Origin of the sequence: Enterobacter cloacae complex sp. 2024EL-00711 (genome assembly GCF_047529885.1) — a bacterium.
GTDB lineage: Bacteria > Pseudomonadota > Gammaproteobacteria > Enterobacterales > Enterobacteriaceae > Enterobacter > Enterobacter ludwigii.
This window is the reverse complement of the sequence record NZ_JBLIZC010000004.1, coordinates 100,515-116,150: the sequence shown is the minus strand read 5'-3', so window position 1 is coordinate 116,150 and position 15,636 is coordinate 100,515. Positions and strand designations below refer to the sequence as shown.

Sequence of the window (15,636 nt, the reverse complement as noted above, 5' to 3'; positions counted from 1 at the left end):
GCTAACCCGATGTTATGTCTGGACATCCGGATGGCTAATAATATTTCGCTTTATCTTATGCCTTTTCCGTCGTTGTCAGTCAACCGGAGCTGTGAAAAATTCGATAAATCACAATATGAAAGAAGGATTTAACGCGGATGGTTTCCAGTCGCCTTGAGATGCGCGGTATCAGCCTGGCCTTTTCCGGCTTTCAGGCGTTGTCGCGCGTGGATTTGACGTTAATGGGCGGCTCCGTGCATGCGCTGACCGGCGCAAACGGCGCGGGGAAATCGACGCTGATGGCGGTGCTGTGCGGCACTTACGATCGCTACGAAGGTGAGATCTGCATTAATAACCAGCCGGTGACGATCCGCGAGCCGCTTGATGCCAAACGGCTGGGTATCCACCTGGTGCAGCAGGAAGTGGACGTCGCGCTGATACCAGGGCTGAGCATTGCCGAAAACATCATGCTCGATCAGCTCGCACAGCCGGGGCATCGCTATCGCTGGCGCGCAATCCGCCAGCAGGCGAAACAGGCGTTGGCGCAGCTGGGTATCGCTCTGGATGTGCGACGCATCGTCGACACCTGCACGCTGGCAGAAAAGCAGCAGATTTTGCTGGCGCGGGCGCTCTCACACCACTGCCGTTTTCTGATTCTGGATGAACCGACCGCGCCGCTGGATAGCCATGAAAGCGAACGGCTTTTCGCCGTAGTGAGACGTCTGCAAAAGCAGGGGATTGGCGTGGTGTTTATCTCTCACCGTATTCACGAACTGAACGCTATTTGCGACACCTTAACCGTGCTGCGCGACGGCAAGCTGATTGAATCCGGCCCGATGGCGAACCTCAGCGGTGACGCAATCGTTGAGAAGATGCTTGGCCATGAGCTTAACGATATCTATCCGCCGGCCCGTCCTGCGCACAGTGACGAGACATTACTGCGCGTGGAAGGGCTGCACGATGACGCGCTGTTGAAAGATATCTCCCTGCACCTGCGAAAAGGCGAAATTCTGGGCATTGCCGGGCTGGCGGGAGCGGGCAAAACGGAACTCTGCAAGGCGCTGTTTGGGGCCAGCAAAAGCCGTGTAGCGCGTGGTGAGCTAAATCATCAGCCCTGGCAGCCGCGCGATCCGGCGGATTCGGTATTGCGCGGTCTGGCGCTGGTACCGGAGGAACGGCGTAAAGAGGGCATTTTTATTGATGAACCGGTGAGCATGAACCTGGCGGTCACCGCGGATAACAGCTTCTCGCGCTGGAGCCTGTTCGGCCACCGTCAGGCGTGGCGCTGGGCGGAAGAGGTGATTGCCCGCGTCGGCGTGCGTGCGCGTGGGCCGGGGCAGGTGCTGCGTCGTCTGTCGGGGGGCAACCAGCAGAAGATTGCCATCGGCAAGTGGCTGCGCAACGACGCCAGCGTGTTGATTTTCGATGAGCCGACCAAAGGCGTCGATGTCAAAGCGAAAACCGATCTGTTCCAGTTAATTGACGGCCTGGCGCGCGAGGGCAAAGGGGTGATTTACGCTTCCGGTGAATTCGCTGAACTGGTGGGGCTGTGCGATCGCATTTGCGTGCTGTGGGACGGACGTATCGTGGCGGAAATCGCCGGGGCCGAGGCCCACGAAGAGACACTACTTTATTATTCAACCGGAGGAACGGCGTCGTGAGCAAGGCCCTTTCAGTGACGGCGGCAGCGTCTGGTCGTCAGCAAATTTTTGATTTTCTCTACAAGTGGGGCATGTTGCTGACCGTGGTGGCGCTGGTGGCCATCTTTGGCCTGGCGTCGGACAACTTCCTCGATCCGAACAACATTATCAATATCCTGCGCTCCATTGCCATCGTGACGGTGATTGCTATCGGGGTATCAATTTCGCTGACCATCGGCGGGTTTGACCTGTCGGTTGGTTCAACGGCATCGCTGGCTAACGCGCTGGTGGTGTCACTGTTCGTCTGGTACGGCTTCGGCACCACCGAATCGATACTGATTACCCTAGCGCTTTGTACTCTGGTTGGCCTGTTTAACGCGTTTCTGATTGTCATCCTGCGGATCCCGGACATGCTTGCCACGCTTGCCAGCCTGTTTGTTATCCAGGGCGTGGCGATGACCTACAGCTACGGCGGGTCAATTACCGAAAACATGGTGCTGCCGAGCGGCGACATGGCTGAAGGGACCATTCCGGCGGCATTCAGCCTGCTGGGACAGGTGCCGACTATCGTGATCATCATGCTGGTGGTAACGATCCTCGCACAGCTGGGGCTGTCACTGACCACCCACGGACGACGCATGTATGCCATCGGCGGTAATCCGGAGGCGGCACGTCTCTCCGGTATTCGCACCACGCGCTACAAGGTGGCGGCCTACGTGATTGCCTCTCTGCTCGCCGGATTAGGCGGCATTTTACTGGCCTCGCGGATTGGATCGTCACAGGTGAATGCGGGCGGCGGCTATCTGATGGATGCGGTTGCGGCGGCGTGGATTGGCTTCTCGCTTGCCGGGTCCGGAAAACCGAACGCACTGGGTACGCTCGTCGGGGCAGTCATTCTTGGCGTGCTGTCGAACGGTCTGGTGATGCTTTCCGTACCCTATTACGCGATGGACATTATAAAAGGGCTGGTGCTCGCCGTGGCGCTGGCGATTACCTACATACAAAAACGCTAACGATTGATCACAACACAACGGGAAAACAGAATGAAAAAAATCACCCTCTCTCTGGTGGCATTAGGGTTACTGACGTCGCTGCCAGGCCTTGCGGCAACCCCCGCACCGCTTCCGCCCGCCATTGCAAATCATGACGGCCCCATACGCATTGCGGTGATCCGTAACCTCGGCTCTGACGACAACACCACGCAGTTTGTCGCCGGTGCCATTCAGGAAGGCAAAAAGCTCGGCTTTAAGGTCAGCACCTTTTTGAGCAATGGCGACGACGCCAAATTCCAGGACTTCGTCAATCAGGCGATCAGCCAGAAATATGACGGGATTATCCTCTCTCAGGGGCGCGACCCCTATGCGACCGCGCTCGTGAAAAAAGCCGTCGATGCCGGCATTAAAGTGTCGGTGTTTGATACCGCCGTTCAGGGCGACATCCCCGGGGTGACCGTGACCCAGCAGGATGATGCTTCCCTGACCCATCTCTCCTTCGGCCAGCTGGCGAAAGATTTCAACGGTAAAGCCAACATCGTGAAGCTGTGGGTTGCCGGTTTCCCGCCGATGGAACGTCGTCAGGCAGCCTATAAAGCGCTGCAGAAGCAGTATCCGGACATCAAAGAGCTGGAGTCTATCGGTGCCGTTTCGTCTGACGTGCAGGGAGATACCGCGAATAAAGTGGGCGCTATTCTGGCGAAATACCCGAAAGGCAAAATTGACGCCATCTGGGGAACCTGGGATGCCTTCAGCCAGGGGGCCTACAAAGCCCTGAAAGAGAACGGCCGCACCGAAATCAAACTCTACAGCATCGATATCTCAAACCAGGATCTTCAGCTGATGCGCGAGCCAGGTAGCCCATGGAAAGTGAGCGTGGCGGTGGATCCGAAGCTGATTGGTGCAACCAACGTACGTCTGATTGCCAACAAGATTGCCGGTGAAACCACACCCGCCACGTATGATTTCAAAGCGGCGGCGATCCCGCAGGCGCTGCTGACCGCCCAGCCAGGCGCGGTGAACGTGGCGTCGCTGGGGAAAATCATTCCAGGCTGGGGTCAGACCGAAGATTTTATCGCCCCGTGGTTTGCGACGCTTGAAGCGAAACATCAATGAGTGTGCTTCCCACGCCTGAATACAGCCGCAATATGCGGCTGATTGGCCATAGCGACCAGGGCGGTCGCCCGGACGGCGTGCAGCTGATGGTGCATCGCGGTTTCGCGTACATCGGGCATATGGTCTCACAGGGCTTTTCCATTGTGGACGTGCGTGACCCGAAACATCCCAAACCGGCAGGCTATATGCCCGCGCCGCCCGGCACCTGGAACGTTCATCTTCAGGCGCACGACGATCTCCTGCTGGTCATTAATGCGCGAGACTTGTTCGCAGATGCCCGTTTCGCTGACGAAAAGGTCTACTACACCCGTCAGGTAGGAGAAACCGTACGCGACGTGCAGGACAAAGGCTGGAGCGCCGGGTTGCGGGTGTTTGATATCTCCACCCCTGACCAACCGCGTGAGATCGGCTTTTTATCCCTGAGCGGCATCGGCATTCACCGTATCTGGTACGTCGGCGGGCGCTGGGCGTATGTTTCGGCGCTGATCGACGGCTTTACCGACTATATTTTCCTGACGATCGATCTGGCCGACCCGCAAAAGCCTGAGGTGGCCGGGCGCTGGTGGCTGCCGGGGATGAACCAGGCCGACGGTGAGCAACCCAATTGGCCGGAAGGTAAACGCTACGCGCTGCACCACGCGATTATTGCCGGGGATACCGCTTACGGGAGCTGGCGCGACGGGGGACTGACGCTGCTGGACGTGAAGGATCGCACGCAGCCGAAGCTGATTAGCCATCGCAACTGGAGCCCGCCGTTTGGAGGTGGCACGCACACCGCGCTGCCATTGCCGGATCGTGACCTGCTGGTGGTGCTGGATGAAGCGGTACTGGATAACCAGGAGGACGGTGAGAAGTTCATCTGGCTGTTTGATATTCGCGAGCCGTCGAACCCGGTAAGTATTTCCACATTCCCGCAGCCGCAGGAGCGGGATTATGTGGCGAAAGGGGCGCATTTTGGTCCACACAACCTGCACGAGAACCGGCCGGGAAGCTTTGTCAGCTCAACGCTGATTTTTGCGACCTGGCAGAATGCGGGCGTGCGCGCGTTTGATATTTCCAATCCTTACCGTCCGGTTGAAACCGGTGCGCTGGTGCCGGCGGCGCCTGAGAGGATGATGGATACGCGGCCGAATCGACCGCAGGTGATCCAGTCATGCGATGTGTTTGTCGATGCGCAGGGCATTATCTACAGCACGGATTATAACGGTGGATTGTCGGTGATTGAGTATCTGGGGTAACGGCGCGCTGGTGTCTTTCTGACGGCCCTCTTCATCGGGAGAGGGCCGAGGCGTTTAACTGTACTGACGCACCCGCGCCACCAGATCTTCGGCGGTGTCGATACGGTCGGCAATCACAATCAGCGCCTTGCCAAGCGTAATCGCGTGGCGCAGGCATTCGTGGCGCATTGCTTCATCCTGAATGGTCTCGATATCCGCCACGTGCGACAGACCGACACTGCGGCGAATCAGCTCCGTGCCGCAGAATCCGATCGCGTCTTTCCATACCTTTTTCAGGAATTCAGAGGCGTAGCCCGGTGCAGCAAGTGCCGCATCGCGCGTTTTCTCACTGGCCAGGATCTGGAAGCGCTCCGCGAAGGTGTTCCACAGCGTCTGAATGTCGGCCAGACGCTGTTCACGGGCCGCGGCGGCATCGCGAATACCCAGATGCCCCGGCAGGCCGCAGAAATTGAGCAGCAGGTTGCCGATGGCGGTGCCGACGTCAAAACCGATGGGGCCGAAGTAGCCGAACTCTGCGTCGATGGCTTTCAGACTGCCGTCTGCCACGAAAATCGAGCCACTATGAATATCGCCATGCAGCAGGGCTTCAGCGTGTGAGAAGAAGCGGTGCTTCAGCGAGGCCACGGCAATTTTTAACTGAGCGTCATCGTGCAGGGCGGCAACGTCTTTTTCCAGTTCAGCAGGGTAGTTGTTACGTTCGTGGACCTGGTACGGATCGTTGAAGAACAGATCTTCGGTGATCTCGCACATCTCCGGATTAAGGAATTTCGCGACCTGCGCTTTCTTTTCATGCGGGTGCAGGTAAAAGTCGCTGGTATGGAACAGCGTGTGCGCGAGGTATTCACCCAGCTGACGCGCCGCCTGCGGGTAGTAGGTATTTTTGATCAGCTCCCCGCGCCAGATGGCATGGCTGGAGAGATCTTCCATCACCATCACCGCCAGTTCGGGGTCGAAGTGGTGGATTTTCACCGTGTGCTGCGGGCTGTGCTGGTAGTGTTCGACCAGCGTTTGCGCCTCCAGGCGGGCGCGATCCAGGGTCAGTGGCCAGGATTCGCCGACGCAGCGCACATACGGCAGCGCCTGCTTAACAACGATGCGGCTTACACCCTCGGTATCGAAAATTTTGAACACCAGATTGAGGTTACCGTCGCCCACTTCCTGCGCCTCCACCAGCGATGAGGGATCATCAAGGCCGCCGAACTGCTTTGCATACTCCACGGCATCCTGGGCGGTAAAGGTACGGTATTGCGACATTGCCTGTTCCTCACTGGTTTTGCTAATAAAGACATTTAGACGTCTATACATCTGGATTTCATCCTGACACAATGTGCTACAACAACGCAACAGGGAATTAACGACATGCAGACATTACAGACGACCAGCCTGCGAGTGGCGGAGAATCAGTTATTTATTCTCGATCAGCAGGCGCTTCCTCAGGAGAAACGCTGGCTTGACGCCTCGACGGTAGAGGCGCTGGTCGGCCATATTCACGCCCTGCGCGTACGCGGGGCACCGCTGATTGGTCTCTCTGCAAGCCTGCTGCTGGCCCTTCTGGCGGAAAACGGCAAAAGCCGTGATGAACTGGCTGTGGCGCTGGAGACCCTGCGGGCATCCCGCCCGACGGCGGTGAACCTGATGAACAACCTCGACCGCATGAAGCTGGCTCTCTGGCAGGAGGATTTTGTGCCTGCGCTGGTGGCGGAAGCGCTGCGTCTGATTGATGAAGACAAGCAGCTGTGCGAGGCCATCGCGAATGCCGGCAGTACGCTGGTGAAACCCGGCAGCCGTCTGTTGACCCACTGCAATACCGGCGGGCTGGCGACGGCAGGGGTTGGCACCGCGCTCGGCGTGATTGCCCGCGCGCATCAGGAAGGACGCGTCAGCTCTGTCTGGGTGGATGAAACCCGCCCCCTGTTGCAGGGTGGAAGACTGACCGCATGGGAGCTCGGCGAGCTGGGCGTGCCGTACCAGCTGATCGCCGATTCCATGGCCGCCAGCCTGATGGCAAAAGGGCTGGTTGACGCGGTGTGGGTGGGCGCAGACCGTATTGCGGCTAACGGCGACGTGGCGAATAAAATTGGCACCTATTCTCTGGCGGTTCTGGCAACGTTCCACGGTATTCCGTTCTATGTCGCTGCCCCGCATACCACGCTTGACCCGGCGTGCCCAAACGGTGAGGCAATCCCCATTGAACAACGTGCGGCCAGCGAAGTGACGGGCGTGGCCGGGAGCTTTGGCGCGGTGCAGTGGGCTCCTGAAAACGCGCAGGTCTACAACCCGGCCTTTGACGTCACGCCAGCGGCATTGATAAGCGGTTGGGTGCTGGATACGGGCATCGTCACGCCGGAAGAGGTGGCAAAAGGGAAATTCGCCTGAGGACGACTATCCTTTAAGGGGTTCCCTTTAGGAGGACAGTCACGTGACGCTTGATCCTGATACAGACTTAAAACTGGAACGCGTGGTGGATGCCCCGCGCGATCTGCTGTGGCTCTGCTGGACGACACCCGAGCACATCAAAAATTTCTTCATTCCGGTTCCGCACAAAGTGACCGAGTGTGATCTTGACCTGCGCGTTGGCGGGCGGTTTAACACGGTGTTTGAGGTAGACGGGCAACGGATGGATAACCGGGGGGTGTTTCTCGAAATCGATCCCGGCAGGAAGCTGGTCTTTACCGACGGTTACACGGAAGGCTGGAAGCCCGCCGAAAAGCCGTTTATGACGGCCATTCTACTGCTGGATGATGTGGGGGAGGGCAAAACGCGTTATACCGCCATTGCTCGCCACCCAACGGCGGAAATCCGCGAGCAGCATGAACAGATGGGCTTCCACGAAGGGTGGGGGATTGTGCTGGACCAGCTGGTGGCGTATACGAAGGGGTTGAAACACTGACGTTTTTTCGCCCCCTCTCCCTGAAGGGAGAGGGGAAAAATCATGCCAGACGCGGATACGCATCTGCAATCGCATCGCCGGTGAACTGCGCAACCCACCCCTCGGGGTTATCAAAAATACGAATGGCGGTAAAGTTCGGCTCTGAGCCCATATCAAACCAGTGCGGCGTTCCGGCAGGGACGGAAATCAGGTCGTTTTTCTCACACAATACCTGACACACCTCGTCGCCAATGTGCAGGCAAAACAGCCCCGCACCCTCAACAAAGAAACGCACTTCATCTTCCCCGTGAGTATGCTCGTTCAGGAACTTTGCGCGCAGCGCCTCTTTTTGAGGGTTATCGGCACGCAGGCTGATGACATCCCAGCTCTGATAACCTTTCTCTGCCACTAACGTGTCGATCGCGTGCTGATAAGCCGCGATAACCGCATCGGGGGCAGGATCGCGGCCTAAGTCGCGGTCTGCGGCCCAGCGTTCAAAACGCACCCCTCTGGCGTTGAGCTGTTGGGCGATCTCGGCAGCGTCGGTGCTGTGCCAGCGAGGTTGACTGGGGTCTTTATCGGAATAAATGGTCAATGCGCTCATGAAGGGATCTGCTCCGGGTTAATCTCGTCGAACTGGTGTACCTGATGGTGATGGCTTGCACCGTCATCATCGCCGCGAATCAGCTGCAGGGTGCGAAAACCTGCCTGCTCAGCGGCGTCCAGCTCCTGATGTATATCCGACAGGAACAGGATCTGCGATGGGGGGATACCCGTTTGTGCCGCAATGTTCTGGTAAGACTGGACGTCGCGCTTGGCACCGATGTGGGTATCAAAATAGCCGCTGAACAGATGAGTAATATCACCTTCGTCGCTGTAGCCAAATAACAGTTTCTGCGCCGCGACGGAGCCTGAGGAATAAACATAGAGATCAATACCCTGCGCTTTCCATTTTTCCAGCGCAGGCAGTACGTCCGGATAGAGGTGGCCGGTAAAATCGCCGTTAACGTAGCCGTCGTGCCAGATGATCCCCTGCAGCGCCTTTAACGCGGTTGACTTGCGGTCTTCATCCATAAACGTAAAGAGTGTGTCGATAAGGTCGCTTACGCTGGCGTGCGGGTGGTTAATTTCATCACGCAGGTTGTCCAGAATCGATTTGACCGGCTCGGCGTACTGCTGCGCGGACACAAAGGCCGACAGACGCTCACGCGCGTAGGGGAACAAAACATCATGGACAAAACGGATATCGCTGGTGGTCCCTTCAATATCCGTCACAATCGCGCGAATCATACTCTCTCCCAGTGTCGTAAACGCATTTCGCATTCAAATAAGAATTCCAGTCCTTCCAGATGACGGCGGGCCTCGGCCACATCGCGTCCCCAGCAGGTTAAGCCATGACCGCGCAGAAGAAAACCATAATTAAACGGGTGCGTCTGAGCGTATTCGGCAATGCGCACGGCGAGTGCGTCGATATCCTGGTCGTTATCAAACACCGGGATGGCGACCGTATCCAGATGCGTGCTCTGCCCGGAGAGGGATTTTTGCATCTCAAAGCCGGTGATCTTCAGCTCAGGCTCTTTGACCAGCCGCGACAAGACCGTGGCATTGACGGTATGGACGTGCAGAACCGCGTTGGCTTCGGGAAACAGACGATAGATGAGCGTGTGAAGCCCGGTTTCAGCCGACGGCGTGCGGCCAGACGGTGCACGGTTGGTCGCAATCTCCACCTGCAGAAAATCGTCGGTGGTCAGGCTGCCTTTATCTTTACCGGATTCACTGAGCCAGCACAGATGCGCATCCTGACGCACGGACATGTTGCCGCCGGTCGCGGGAGCCCAGCCTTTTGCGCCGATCCAGCGGCAGGCGTCGACCAGGTGTGTGAGTTGCAGGTTGTCGGTCATCTTCCTTTTTCCCTCTCGGTCAGGAATATTCATATTGTTTAGACGTCTAAGCGTCTTGATTGCCAAAGACTAACATCGTGTTATAGTGTCAGCAACATAAGTATTACATGCAGGCACAACACAATGAGCAATAACGCATTGATTCCTCAGAGTAAACTTCCCAGTCTTGGCACCACCATCTTTACGCAAATGAGCGCACTGGCCCAGCAGCACAACGCCATTAATCTCTCGCAAGGGTTCCCGGATTTTGATGGCCCGCGTTATTTGCAGGAACGTCTGGCGTACCACGTTGCGCAGGGGGCGAACCAGTATGCACCGATGACGGGCGTGCAGGCACTGCGGGACGCCATAGCAGACAAAACGGCTGAGTTGTATGGCTATAAGCCAGACGCTACCAGCGACATCACGGTGACAGCAGGGGCGACCGAAGCGTTGTATGCCGCAATTACCGCGCTGGTGCGCACGGGTGATGAGGTGATCTGCTTTGACCCGAGTTATGACAGCTACGCGCCGGCGGTTGAACTCTCCGGCGGGGTGGTGAAACGTATCGCGCTACAGCCACCGCATTTCCGTCCGGACTGGCAGGCGTTTGCTGCCTTGCTGAGCGACAAAACCCGTCTGGTTATTATCAATACCCCGCACAACCCGTCGGCGACCGCATGGCAGAAAGCTGATTTCGCAAAGCTTTGGCAGGCGATTGCCGGGCGTGAAATTTACGTGCTGAGCGATGAAGTGTATGAGCACATCTGTTTTGCGCAGGAAGGGCATGCCAGCGTGCTGGCCCATCCGCAGCTTCGCGAGCGTGCCGTGGCGGTATCGTCATTTGGTAAAACCTATCACATGACCGGCTGGAAGGTGGGGTACTGCGTGGCTCCCGCGGCCATCAGCGCTGAGCTGCGTAAAGTACATCAGTACCTGACGTTTGCCGTAAACACGCCGGCCCAGCTGGCCCTGGCTGATATGCTGCGCGCCGAACCGGAGCACTACCGCGACCTGCCGGCATTCTACCGTCAGCGTCGGGATCTGTTTGTGAATGCGCTAAGCCAGAGCCGTCTGGAGATTTTACCCTGCGAAGGGACCTACTTCCTGCTGGCGGACTACAGCGCGATTTCGGATCGGGATGACGTGAGTTTTTGCCAGTGGCTGACAAAAGAGGTGGGCGTTGCTGCCATTCCGCTGTCCGTATTTTGCGACGACCCGTTCCCGCATAAGCTGATCCGGCTCTGTTTTGCGAAACAGGAATCGACGCTTCTCGCGGCGGCGGAGCGGCTGAATACACTCTGAGCGTGTCATCCCTCTCACGTTAGAATAACGGCGGTCTGCGCATAATAAGTGAGAGTAATATCAGTCAAAATAACGCGAAAGCGCGTTATAAAATATAAGTCAGGATTATGTATTAACAAAGAGAACGGGCTGTGAGCGACACAGCCCGTCGCTGTTATTTTTCTGTTACTTCGTTAATGAATTTCGCGAATGCCGTACTGTTTAATGCCGAGCGGTTATAAATCATAAAAATGTCAAGCGAGGGAAGGGTGAACGGTGCAGTGATTTTTTTGAGTCTTAGCACTTCACTGTATTTATCAAATAAAATTTCGGGTACGTAACCAATTAAATGAGAGGCACTTATCATCGAAATAATAGTAAATACAGAGTCACAGCGAAAACCGATTGTCTTTTCCGCATGCACTTTTTCTGCCATCGATTGATAGGTTTTAACGCCCGGCTCATCACTGAGGAATATCGTAAACTTCTCTTCCTGAAGCTCTTCCATGGTGGCCACCTCTTTCATCCGCGGATGATCCTGGCTGCAGACCAGCAGGACGGAATAGGATGCATATGGCACACAAATCATTGAACGGTTACTAACCGGGGCCATTGAGAAAATTAAGTCTGCTTTACGGTATGCCAGCAGATCCTCTGCGGAGTCAGCAGAGAGCAGCATGTCATGCAGTTCAATCTCGTAATTGTGCTCTCGCATCAATAATTTAAGCGGGCCCAGCAGGTTTTCTGTGGTCAGGATTTGCGGGCTGTACACCACAAAATTCTTTTTTAGCGTTGAGCCATGCATGATGTTAATCGTCTGCTCAAGCTGGTTGAGGTTTTGCTCAAGATGATGGTGCAGATTCACGCCTACCGTGGTGGGCGTAATCCCTTTCCCGGAACGAATGAACAGGGGATCGTTGAGCTGATTACGCAACCTTTGCAGCGACTGGCTGACCGCCGAGGGCGTAATATAGAGCGTTTCTGCTGCCTTGCTGATGCTTAAGTGCTGATAAATACACTCGAAAATTACCAGCAGATTAAGATCAAATTTTTTCAGATCGTAGAGATTAGCCATGTTTCATCCTGAGTGGACTGCGTTGCGTTAACACATCACTGATAACTATAGAAGGAAGTTAATCATTTGCCATCCATGCAATTAACTTACTTAATTAGAGTTGTATGTTGACTTAATATATCACGATGGCAGATTTATAAAATAGAGCTTCAATGAATATTAAGATATTTTTATCTCTAAAACTGCGAGGGTGTTTGCAGTAAAATAGTCTCAATTATATATAGACAAATAATTATCATTCATTTTTATTAATCCTCGCCGGCGCGTATTCAGTCCTGCGCGATAAACCGTGTTCGATGAAACCTATCACAGCCATAGATACGATTAGCGCTCATGTACATTGCCCTCGCGCTGTGCGGGTGTTGTAATCAAGGCGCTGTTACGGCCTTGATATGAGGTTTGTAGAGCGCAACGCAACGCCAGCAATTGCTGGCACTGAAAGTTCCTGTGGAAAGTTCAGGTATCAGGGCCGCCCACCAGGGCGGCCTTTTTACTTTTGGCTTTTCGTTAATTCAGTTCATCACGTTGTCTTGTTCGGGTTGTTAGGTATGGCTGATTGATTTGATAAAGCAAACGCATTAGCCCACCCGGCGAAAGTTGGTTACCTTACATCTCAACGAAAACACGGAGGAAGTACAGATGTCTTTGATTAATACCAAAATTAAACCTTTCAAAAACCAGGCGTTCAAAAACGGTGAATTCATCGAAGTGACCGAGAAAGATACCGAAGGCCGCTGGAGCGTCTTCTTCTTCTATCCGGCTGACTTCACCTTCGTTTGCCCTACCGAACTGGGTGACGTTGCAGACCATTACGACGAACTGCAGAAGCTGGGCGTAGACGTTTACTCTGTTTCTACCGACACCCACTTCACCCACAAAGCATGGCACAGCAGCTCTGAAACCATCGCGAAAATCAAATATGCGATGATCGGCGACCCGACTGGCGCCCTGACCCGTAACTTCGACAACATGCGTGAAGATGAAGGCCTGGCTGACCGTGCTACCTTCGTTGTTGACCCGCAGGGCATTATCCAGGCAATCGAAGTTACCGCTGAAGGTATCGGCCGTGATGCTTCTGACCTGCTGCGTAAAGTGAAAGCGGCGCAGTACGTTGCTTCTCACCCAGGTGAAGTTTGCCCGGCGAAATGGAAAGAAGGCGAAGCGACTCTGGCACCGTCTTTAGACCTGGTTGGCAAAATCTAAGTTTCCCGCCGTCTTTCGCGCAGAGCATCGCCTGCTCTGACGCGACAGGCTCCGGAAATGACAGTCGTAATGGGCGCGCCCGCGCCCATTTTATTCCAGCACCATGATGCAAGTTGCATTCAGGCCGCCCGAATAAGGCAGCTTGCATGATGACGTTTTTAGAGAGGGAAGAATAATGCTCGACACCAATATGAAAACCCAGCTCAAGGCCTACCTTGAGAAACTGACCAAACCTGTTGAGCTGATTGCCACGCTGGACGACAGCGCTAAATCGGCAGAGATCAAGGAACTGCTGGCAGAGATCGCCGAACTGTCACCGAACGTGACCTTCAAAGAAGATAACGGTCTGGCGGTGCGCAAGCCCTCCTTCCTGATCACCAATCCGGGTTCTGACCAGGGGCCGCGTTTTGCCGGTTCTCCACTGGGCCACGAATTTACCTCGCTGGTGCTGGCACTGCTGTGGACCGGTGGTCATCCGTCAAAAGAGGCGCAGGCGCTGCTCGAGCAGATCCGCGATATTGACGGCGATTTTGAGTTTGAAACCTATTACTCACTCTCCTGCCATAACTGCCCGGACGTGGTGCAGGCGCTGAACCTGATGTCGGTGCTGAACCCGCGCATTAAGCACACGGCGATTGACGGCGGTACGTTCCAGAACGAAATCACCGATCGTAACGTCATGGGCGTTCCGGCGGTCTTTATGAACGGTCAGGAGTTTGGCCAGGGCCGTATGACGCTGACCGAAATCGTTGCCAAAGTGGACACGGGTGCCGAAAAACGTGCGGCAGAAGCGCTGAACAAACGTGACGCGTATGATGTTCTGATTGTCGGCTCAGGCCCGGCGGGCGCGGCGGCGGCGGTTTACTCCGCCCGTAAAGGCATTCGTACCGGCCTGATGGGCGAACGCTTCGGTGGCCAGGTGCTCGACACCGTGGATATCGAAAACTACATCTCTGTGCCGAAGACCGAAGGCCAGAAACTGGCTGGCGCACTGAAGGCGCACGTCAGCGATTATGAAGTGGATGTGATCGACAGCCAGAGCGCCAGCAAGCTGGTTCCGGCCGCGGTTGAAGGGGGGTTACACCAGATTGAAACCGCCTCCGGCGCGGTGCTGAAAGCGCGCAGCATTATCATTGCCACCGGCGCCAAATGGCGCAACATGAACGTCCCGGGTGAAGATCAGTATCGCACCAAAGGCGTCACCTACTGCCCGCACTGCGACGGCCCGCTGTTTAAAGGTAAACGCGTGGCGGTGATCGGCGGCGGTAACTCCGGTGTGGAAGCGGCGATTGACCTGGCGGGTATCGTTGAACACGTCACCCTGCTGGAGTTCGCCCCAGAGATGAAAGCGGACCAGGTGCTGCAGGACAAAGTGCGTAGCCTGAAAAACGTCGATATCGTGCTGAATGCGCAGACCACGGAAGTGAAAGGTGACGGCAGCAAAGTGACCGGTCTGGAATACCGCGACCGCGTGAGCGGTGACGTGCATAGCGTGGCGCTGGCGGGGATCTTCGTACAGATTGGTCTGTTGCCAAACACCACCTGGCTGGACGGCGCGATTGAGCGCAACCGGATGGGCGAAATTATTATCGATGCGAAATGCGAAACCAGCGTGAAAGGGGTGTTCGCGGCAGGGGACTGCACCACGGTTCCGTACAAACAGATCATCATTGCCACCGGTGAAGGGGCGAAAGCGTCTCTGAGCTCGTTCGATTATCTGATTCGCACCAAAACGGCATAAAAAGAAAGCAAGACTACACCTGCAACAGCAAGAGGCCACCGAAAGGTGGCCTCTTTTTTTTTACCTGACGACCATCACCGGAATGTGGGTGTGACGGATCACGCTCGACGCGTTAGAACCCAGCAGGTGGGTGGTAATGGAAGGATTACGGGAACCGATCACCACGACGTCTGCTTTCAGTTCATTGGCCAGTTCATTAACGGCATCCCGCACGCTACCGAACCTGACGTGAGTTTTGATACGTGAAGGGTCGATGCTGAAATGCCCGACCATGGTTTGTAGACGATTTTCAGCTTCGTGCTGAAGATGCTCTTCGAAGCGACGTACATCGGCGGCAAAGCGGTGCAGACTCAGGCTGGCGGAACCCGGTAACACGTGTAAAAGATGGATGATCCCGTCCTGCTGCGCCAGGAACTCCGCGTGGCGTACGGCCTTGTCGCTCAGCTCCATCTCGAAAACATCAACCGGCATAATGATTGTCTGATACATACCCGTTTCTCCTTGTTTATAAACGCTGAATTCATTCAACCACAAAATATGAATGGTTTCTGTAAGCGCGGCGCCACTTTTTGATCTCGCCAGGAAAAATCTCAAAAGATCCGTCATCACGGGCAAGTCT

The 15,636-nt window shown here is 55.6% G+C and carries 15 protein-coding genes; 9 read left to right on the top strand and 6 right to left on the bottom strand.

Going from position 1 to position 15,636, the window contains the following annotated elements; genetic code table 11:
- Positions 1 to 137: 137 nt before the first annotated feature.
- The 4 genes from ACMVME_RS12925 to ACMVME_RS12910 are packed head-to-tail and all read left to right on the top strand — an operon-like array spanning position 138 to position 4,965.
- Complete coding sequence (locus tag ACMVME_RS12925) at positions 138 to 1,640, top strand: sugar ABC transporter ATP-binding protein (RefSeq protein ID WP_020885019.1); 1,503 nt, start codon at positions 138 to 140, stop codon at positions 1,638 to 1,640.
- On the top strand, positions 1,637 to 2,632 hold the full coding sequence (locus ACMVME_RS12920; RefSeq protein WP_025204689.1) for an ABC transporter permease: 996 nt from the start codon (positions 1,637 to 1,639) through the stop codon (positions 2,630 to 2,632). The genes ACMVME_RS12925 and ACMVME_RS12920 overlap by 4 nt, the downstream gene beginning before the upstream one ends.
- Positions 2,633 to 2,662: 30 nt before the next feature.
- Positions 2,663 to 3,727, top strand: a complete 1,065-nt coding sequence (locus ACMVME_RS12915) for a sugar ABC transporter substrate-binding protein (protein WP_020885017.1) — start codon at positions 2,663 to 2,665, stop codon at positions 3,725 to 3,727.
- Positions 3,724 to 4,965, top strand: coding sequence for an LVIVD repeat-containing protein (locus ACMVME_RS12910; protein ID WP_040016913.1), 1,242 nt, complete (start codon positions 3,724 to 3,726; stop codon positions 4,963 to 4,965). Before ACMVME_RS12915 ends, ACMVME_RS12910 begins: the two co-directional genes overlap by 4 nt.
- A 54-nt stretch (positions 4,966 to 5,019) precedes the next feature.
- On the opposite strand, the gene mtnK is transcribed toward ACMVME_RS12910, so the two are convergent.
- Positions 5,020 to 6,219: an S-methyl-5-thioribose kinase gene (gene mtnK / locus ACMVME_RS12905; protein WP_068795113.1), complete on the bottom strand. Its 1,200-nt coding sequence runs from the start codon at positions 6,217 to 6,219 to the stop codon at positions 5,020 to 5,022.
- A gap of 105 nt (positions 6,220 to 6,324) precedes the next feature.
- Here mtnK and mtnA point away from each other — a divergent pair, with 105 nt between their 5' ends.
- Positions 6,325 to 7,341 carry an S-methyl-5-thioribose-1-phosphate isomerase gene (gene mtnA / locus ACMVME_RS12900; protein WP_025204686.1) on the top strand — a complete coding sequence of 339 codons (1,017 nt, stop codon included), beginning with the start codon at positions 6,325 to 6,327 and terminating at the stop codon, positions 7,339 to 7,341.
- A gap of 43 nt (positions 7,342 to 7,384) precedes the next feature.
- Positions 7,385 to 7,855, top strand: a complete 471-nt coding sequence (locus ACMVME_RS12895; protein ID WP_014169088.1) for an SRPBCC family protein — start codon at positions 7,385 to 7,387, stop codon at positions 7,853 to 7,855.
- A gap of 40 nt (positions 7,856 to 7,895) precedes the next feature.
- Here the strand turns inward: ACMVME_RS12895 and ACMVME_RS12890 are convergent, their stop codons facing one another.
- Genes ACMVME_RS12890 through ACMVME_RS12880 form a run of 3 tightly spaced genes read right to left on the bottom strand, consistent with a single transcriptional unit; the run spans position 7,896 to position 9,735 of the window.
- Positions 7,896 to 8,438, bottom strand: coding sequence for a 1,2-dihydroxy-3-keto-5-methylthiopentene dioxygenase (locus tag ACMVME_RS12890; RefSeq protein ID WP_068795112.1), 543 nt, complete (start codon positions 8,436 to 8,438; stop codon positions 7,896 to 7,898).
- Positions 8,435 to 9,124, bottom strand: coding sequence for an acireductone synthase (gene mtnC, locus ACMVME_RS12885; protein WP_050737397.1), 690 nt, complete (start codon positions 9,122 to 9,124; stop codon positions 8,435 to 8,437). Before mtnC ends, ACMVME_RS12890 begins: the two co-directional genes overlap by 4 nt.
- Positions 9,121 to 9,735 carry a methylthioribulose 1-phosphate dehydratase gene (locus ACMVME_RS12880; RefSeq protein WP_047955225.1) on the bottom strand — a complete coding sequence of 205 codons (615 nt, stop codon included), beginning with the start codon at positions 9,733 to 9,735 and terminating at the stop codon, positions 9,121 to 9,123. Before ACMVME_RS12880 ends, mtnC begins: the two co-directional genes overlap by 4 nt.
- A gap of 123 nt (positions 9,736 to 9,858) precedes the next feature.
- On the opposite strand from ACMVME_RS12880, the gene ACMVME_RS12875 reads away from it, so the two are divergent.
- Entirely contained in the window at positions 9,859 to 11,019 is a 1,161-nt protein-coding gene (locus tag ACMVME_RS12875; protein WP_068795111.1) for a pyridoxal phosphate-dependent aminotransferase, read from the top strand.
- A gap of 154 nt (positions 11,020 to 11,173) precedes the next feature.
- Here ACMVME_RS12875 and citR read toward each other — a convergent pair whose 3' ends face one another.
- The gene (gene citR / locus ACMVME_RS12870; protein ID WP_032677673.1) at positions 11,174 to 12,073 is read right to left on the bottom strand and encodes a DNA-binding transcriptional repressor CitR; all 900 of its coding nucleotides are present in this window, start codon (positions 12,071 to 12,073) and stop codon (positions 11,174 to 11,176) included.
- Between the two features lie 639 nt (positions 12,074 to 12,712).
- Here citR and ahpC point away from each other — a divergent pair.
- Positions 12,713 to 13,276 carry an alkyl hydroperoxide reductase subunit C gene (ahpC, locus tag ACMVME_RS12865; protein WP_008501015.1) on the top strand — a complete coding sequence of 188 codons (564 nt, stop codon included), beginning with the start codon at positions 12,713 to 12,715 and terminating at the stop codon, positions 13,274 to 13,276.
- A 175-nt stretch (positions 13,277 to 13,451) separates the two neighbouring features.
- Entirely contained in the window at positions 13,452 to 15,017 is a 1,566-nt protein-coding gene (gene ahpF / locus ACMVME_RS12860) for an alkyl hydroperoxide reductase subunit F (protein WP_032681429.1), read from the top strand.
- A 60-nt stretch (positions 15,018 to 15,077) separates the two neighbouring features.
- On the opposite strand, the gene uspG is transcribed toward ahpF, so the two are convergent.
- On the bottom strand, positions 15,078 to 15,506 hold the full coding sequence (gene uspG, locus ACMVME_RS12855) for a universal stress protein UspG (RefSeq protein ID WP_020885008.1): 429 nt from the start codon (positions 15,504 to 15,506) through the stop codon (positions 15,078 to 15,080).
- Positions 15,507 to 15,636 lie beyond the last annotated feature (130 nt).

What these genes read in the sequence shown, in the direction of transcription:
- ACMVME_RS12925 (WP_020885019.1), top strand. Translation starts at nt 138, where the DNA reads ATGGTTTCCAGTCGCCTTGAGATGCGCGGTATCAGCCTGGCCTTTTCC.
- ACMVME_RS12915 (WP_020885017.1), top strand. Translation starts at nt 2,663, where the DNA reads ATGAAAAAAATCACCCTCTCTCTGGTGGCATTAGGGTTACTGACGTCG.
- ACMVME_RS12910 (WP_040016913.1), top strand. Translation starts at nt 3,724, where the DNA reads ATGAGTGTGCTTCCCACGCCTGAATACAGCCGCAATATGCGGCTGATT.
- mtnK (WP_068795113.1), bottom strand. Translation starts at nt 6,219, where the DNA reads ATGTCGCAATACCGTACCTTTACCGCCCAGGATGCCGTGGAGTATGCA.
- mtnA (WP_025204686.1), top strand. Translation starts at nt 6,325, where the DNA reads ATGCAGACATTACAGACGACCAGCCTGCGAGTGGCGGAGAATCAGTTA.
- ACMVME_RS12890 (WP_068795112.1), bottom strand. Translation starts at nt 8,438, where the DNA reads ATGAGCGCATTGACCATTTATTCCGATAAAGACCCCAGTCAACCTCGC.
- mtnC (WP_050737397.1), bottom strand. Translation starts at nt 9,124, where the DNA reads ATGATTCGCGCGATTGTGACGGATATTGAAGGGACCACCAGCGATATC.
- ACMVME_RS12880 (WP_047955225.1), bottom strand. Translation starts at nt 9,735, where the DNA reads ATGACCGACAACCTGCAACTCACACACCTGGTCGACGCCTGCCGCTGG.
- ACMVME_RS12875 (WP_068795111.1), top strand. Translation starts at nt 9,859, where the DNA reads ATGAGCAATAACGCATTGATTCCTCAGAGTAAACTTCCCAGTCTTGGC.
- citR (WP_032677673.1), bottom strand. Translation starts at nt 12,073, where the DNA reads ATGGCTAATCTCTACGATCTGAAAAAATTTGATCTTAATCTGCTGGTA.
- ahpC (WP_008501015.1), top strand. Translation starts at nt 12,713, where the DNA reads ATGTCTTTGATTAATACCAAAATTAAACCTTTCAAAAACCAGGCGTTC.
- ahpF (WP_032681429.1), top strand. Translation starts at nt 13,452, where the DNA reads ATGCTCGACACCAATATGAAAACCCAGCTCAAGGCCTACCTTGAGAAA.
- uspG (WP_020885008.1), bottom strand. Translation starts at nt 15,506, where the DNA reads ATGTATCAGACAATCATTATGCCGGTTGATGTTTTCGAGATGGAGCTG.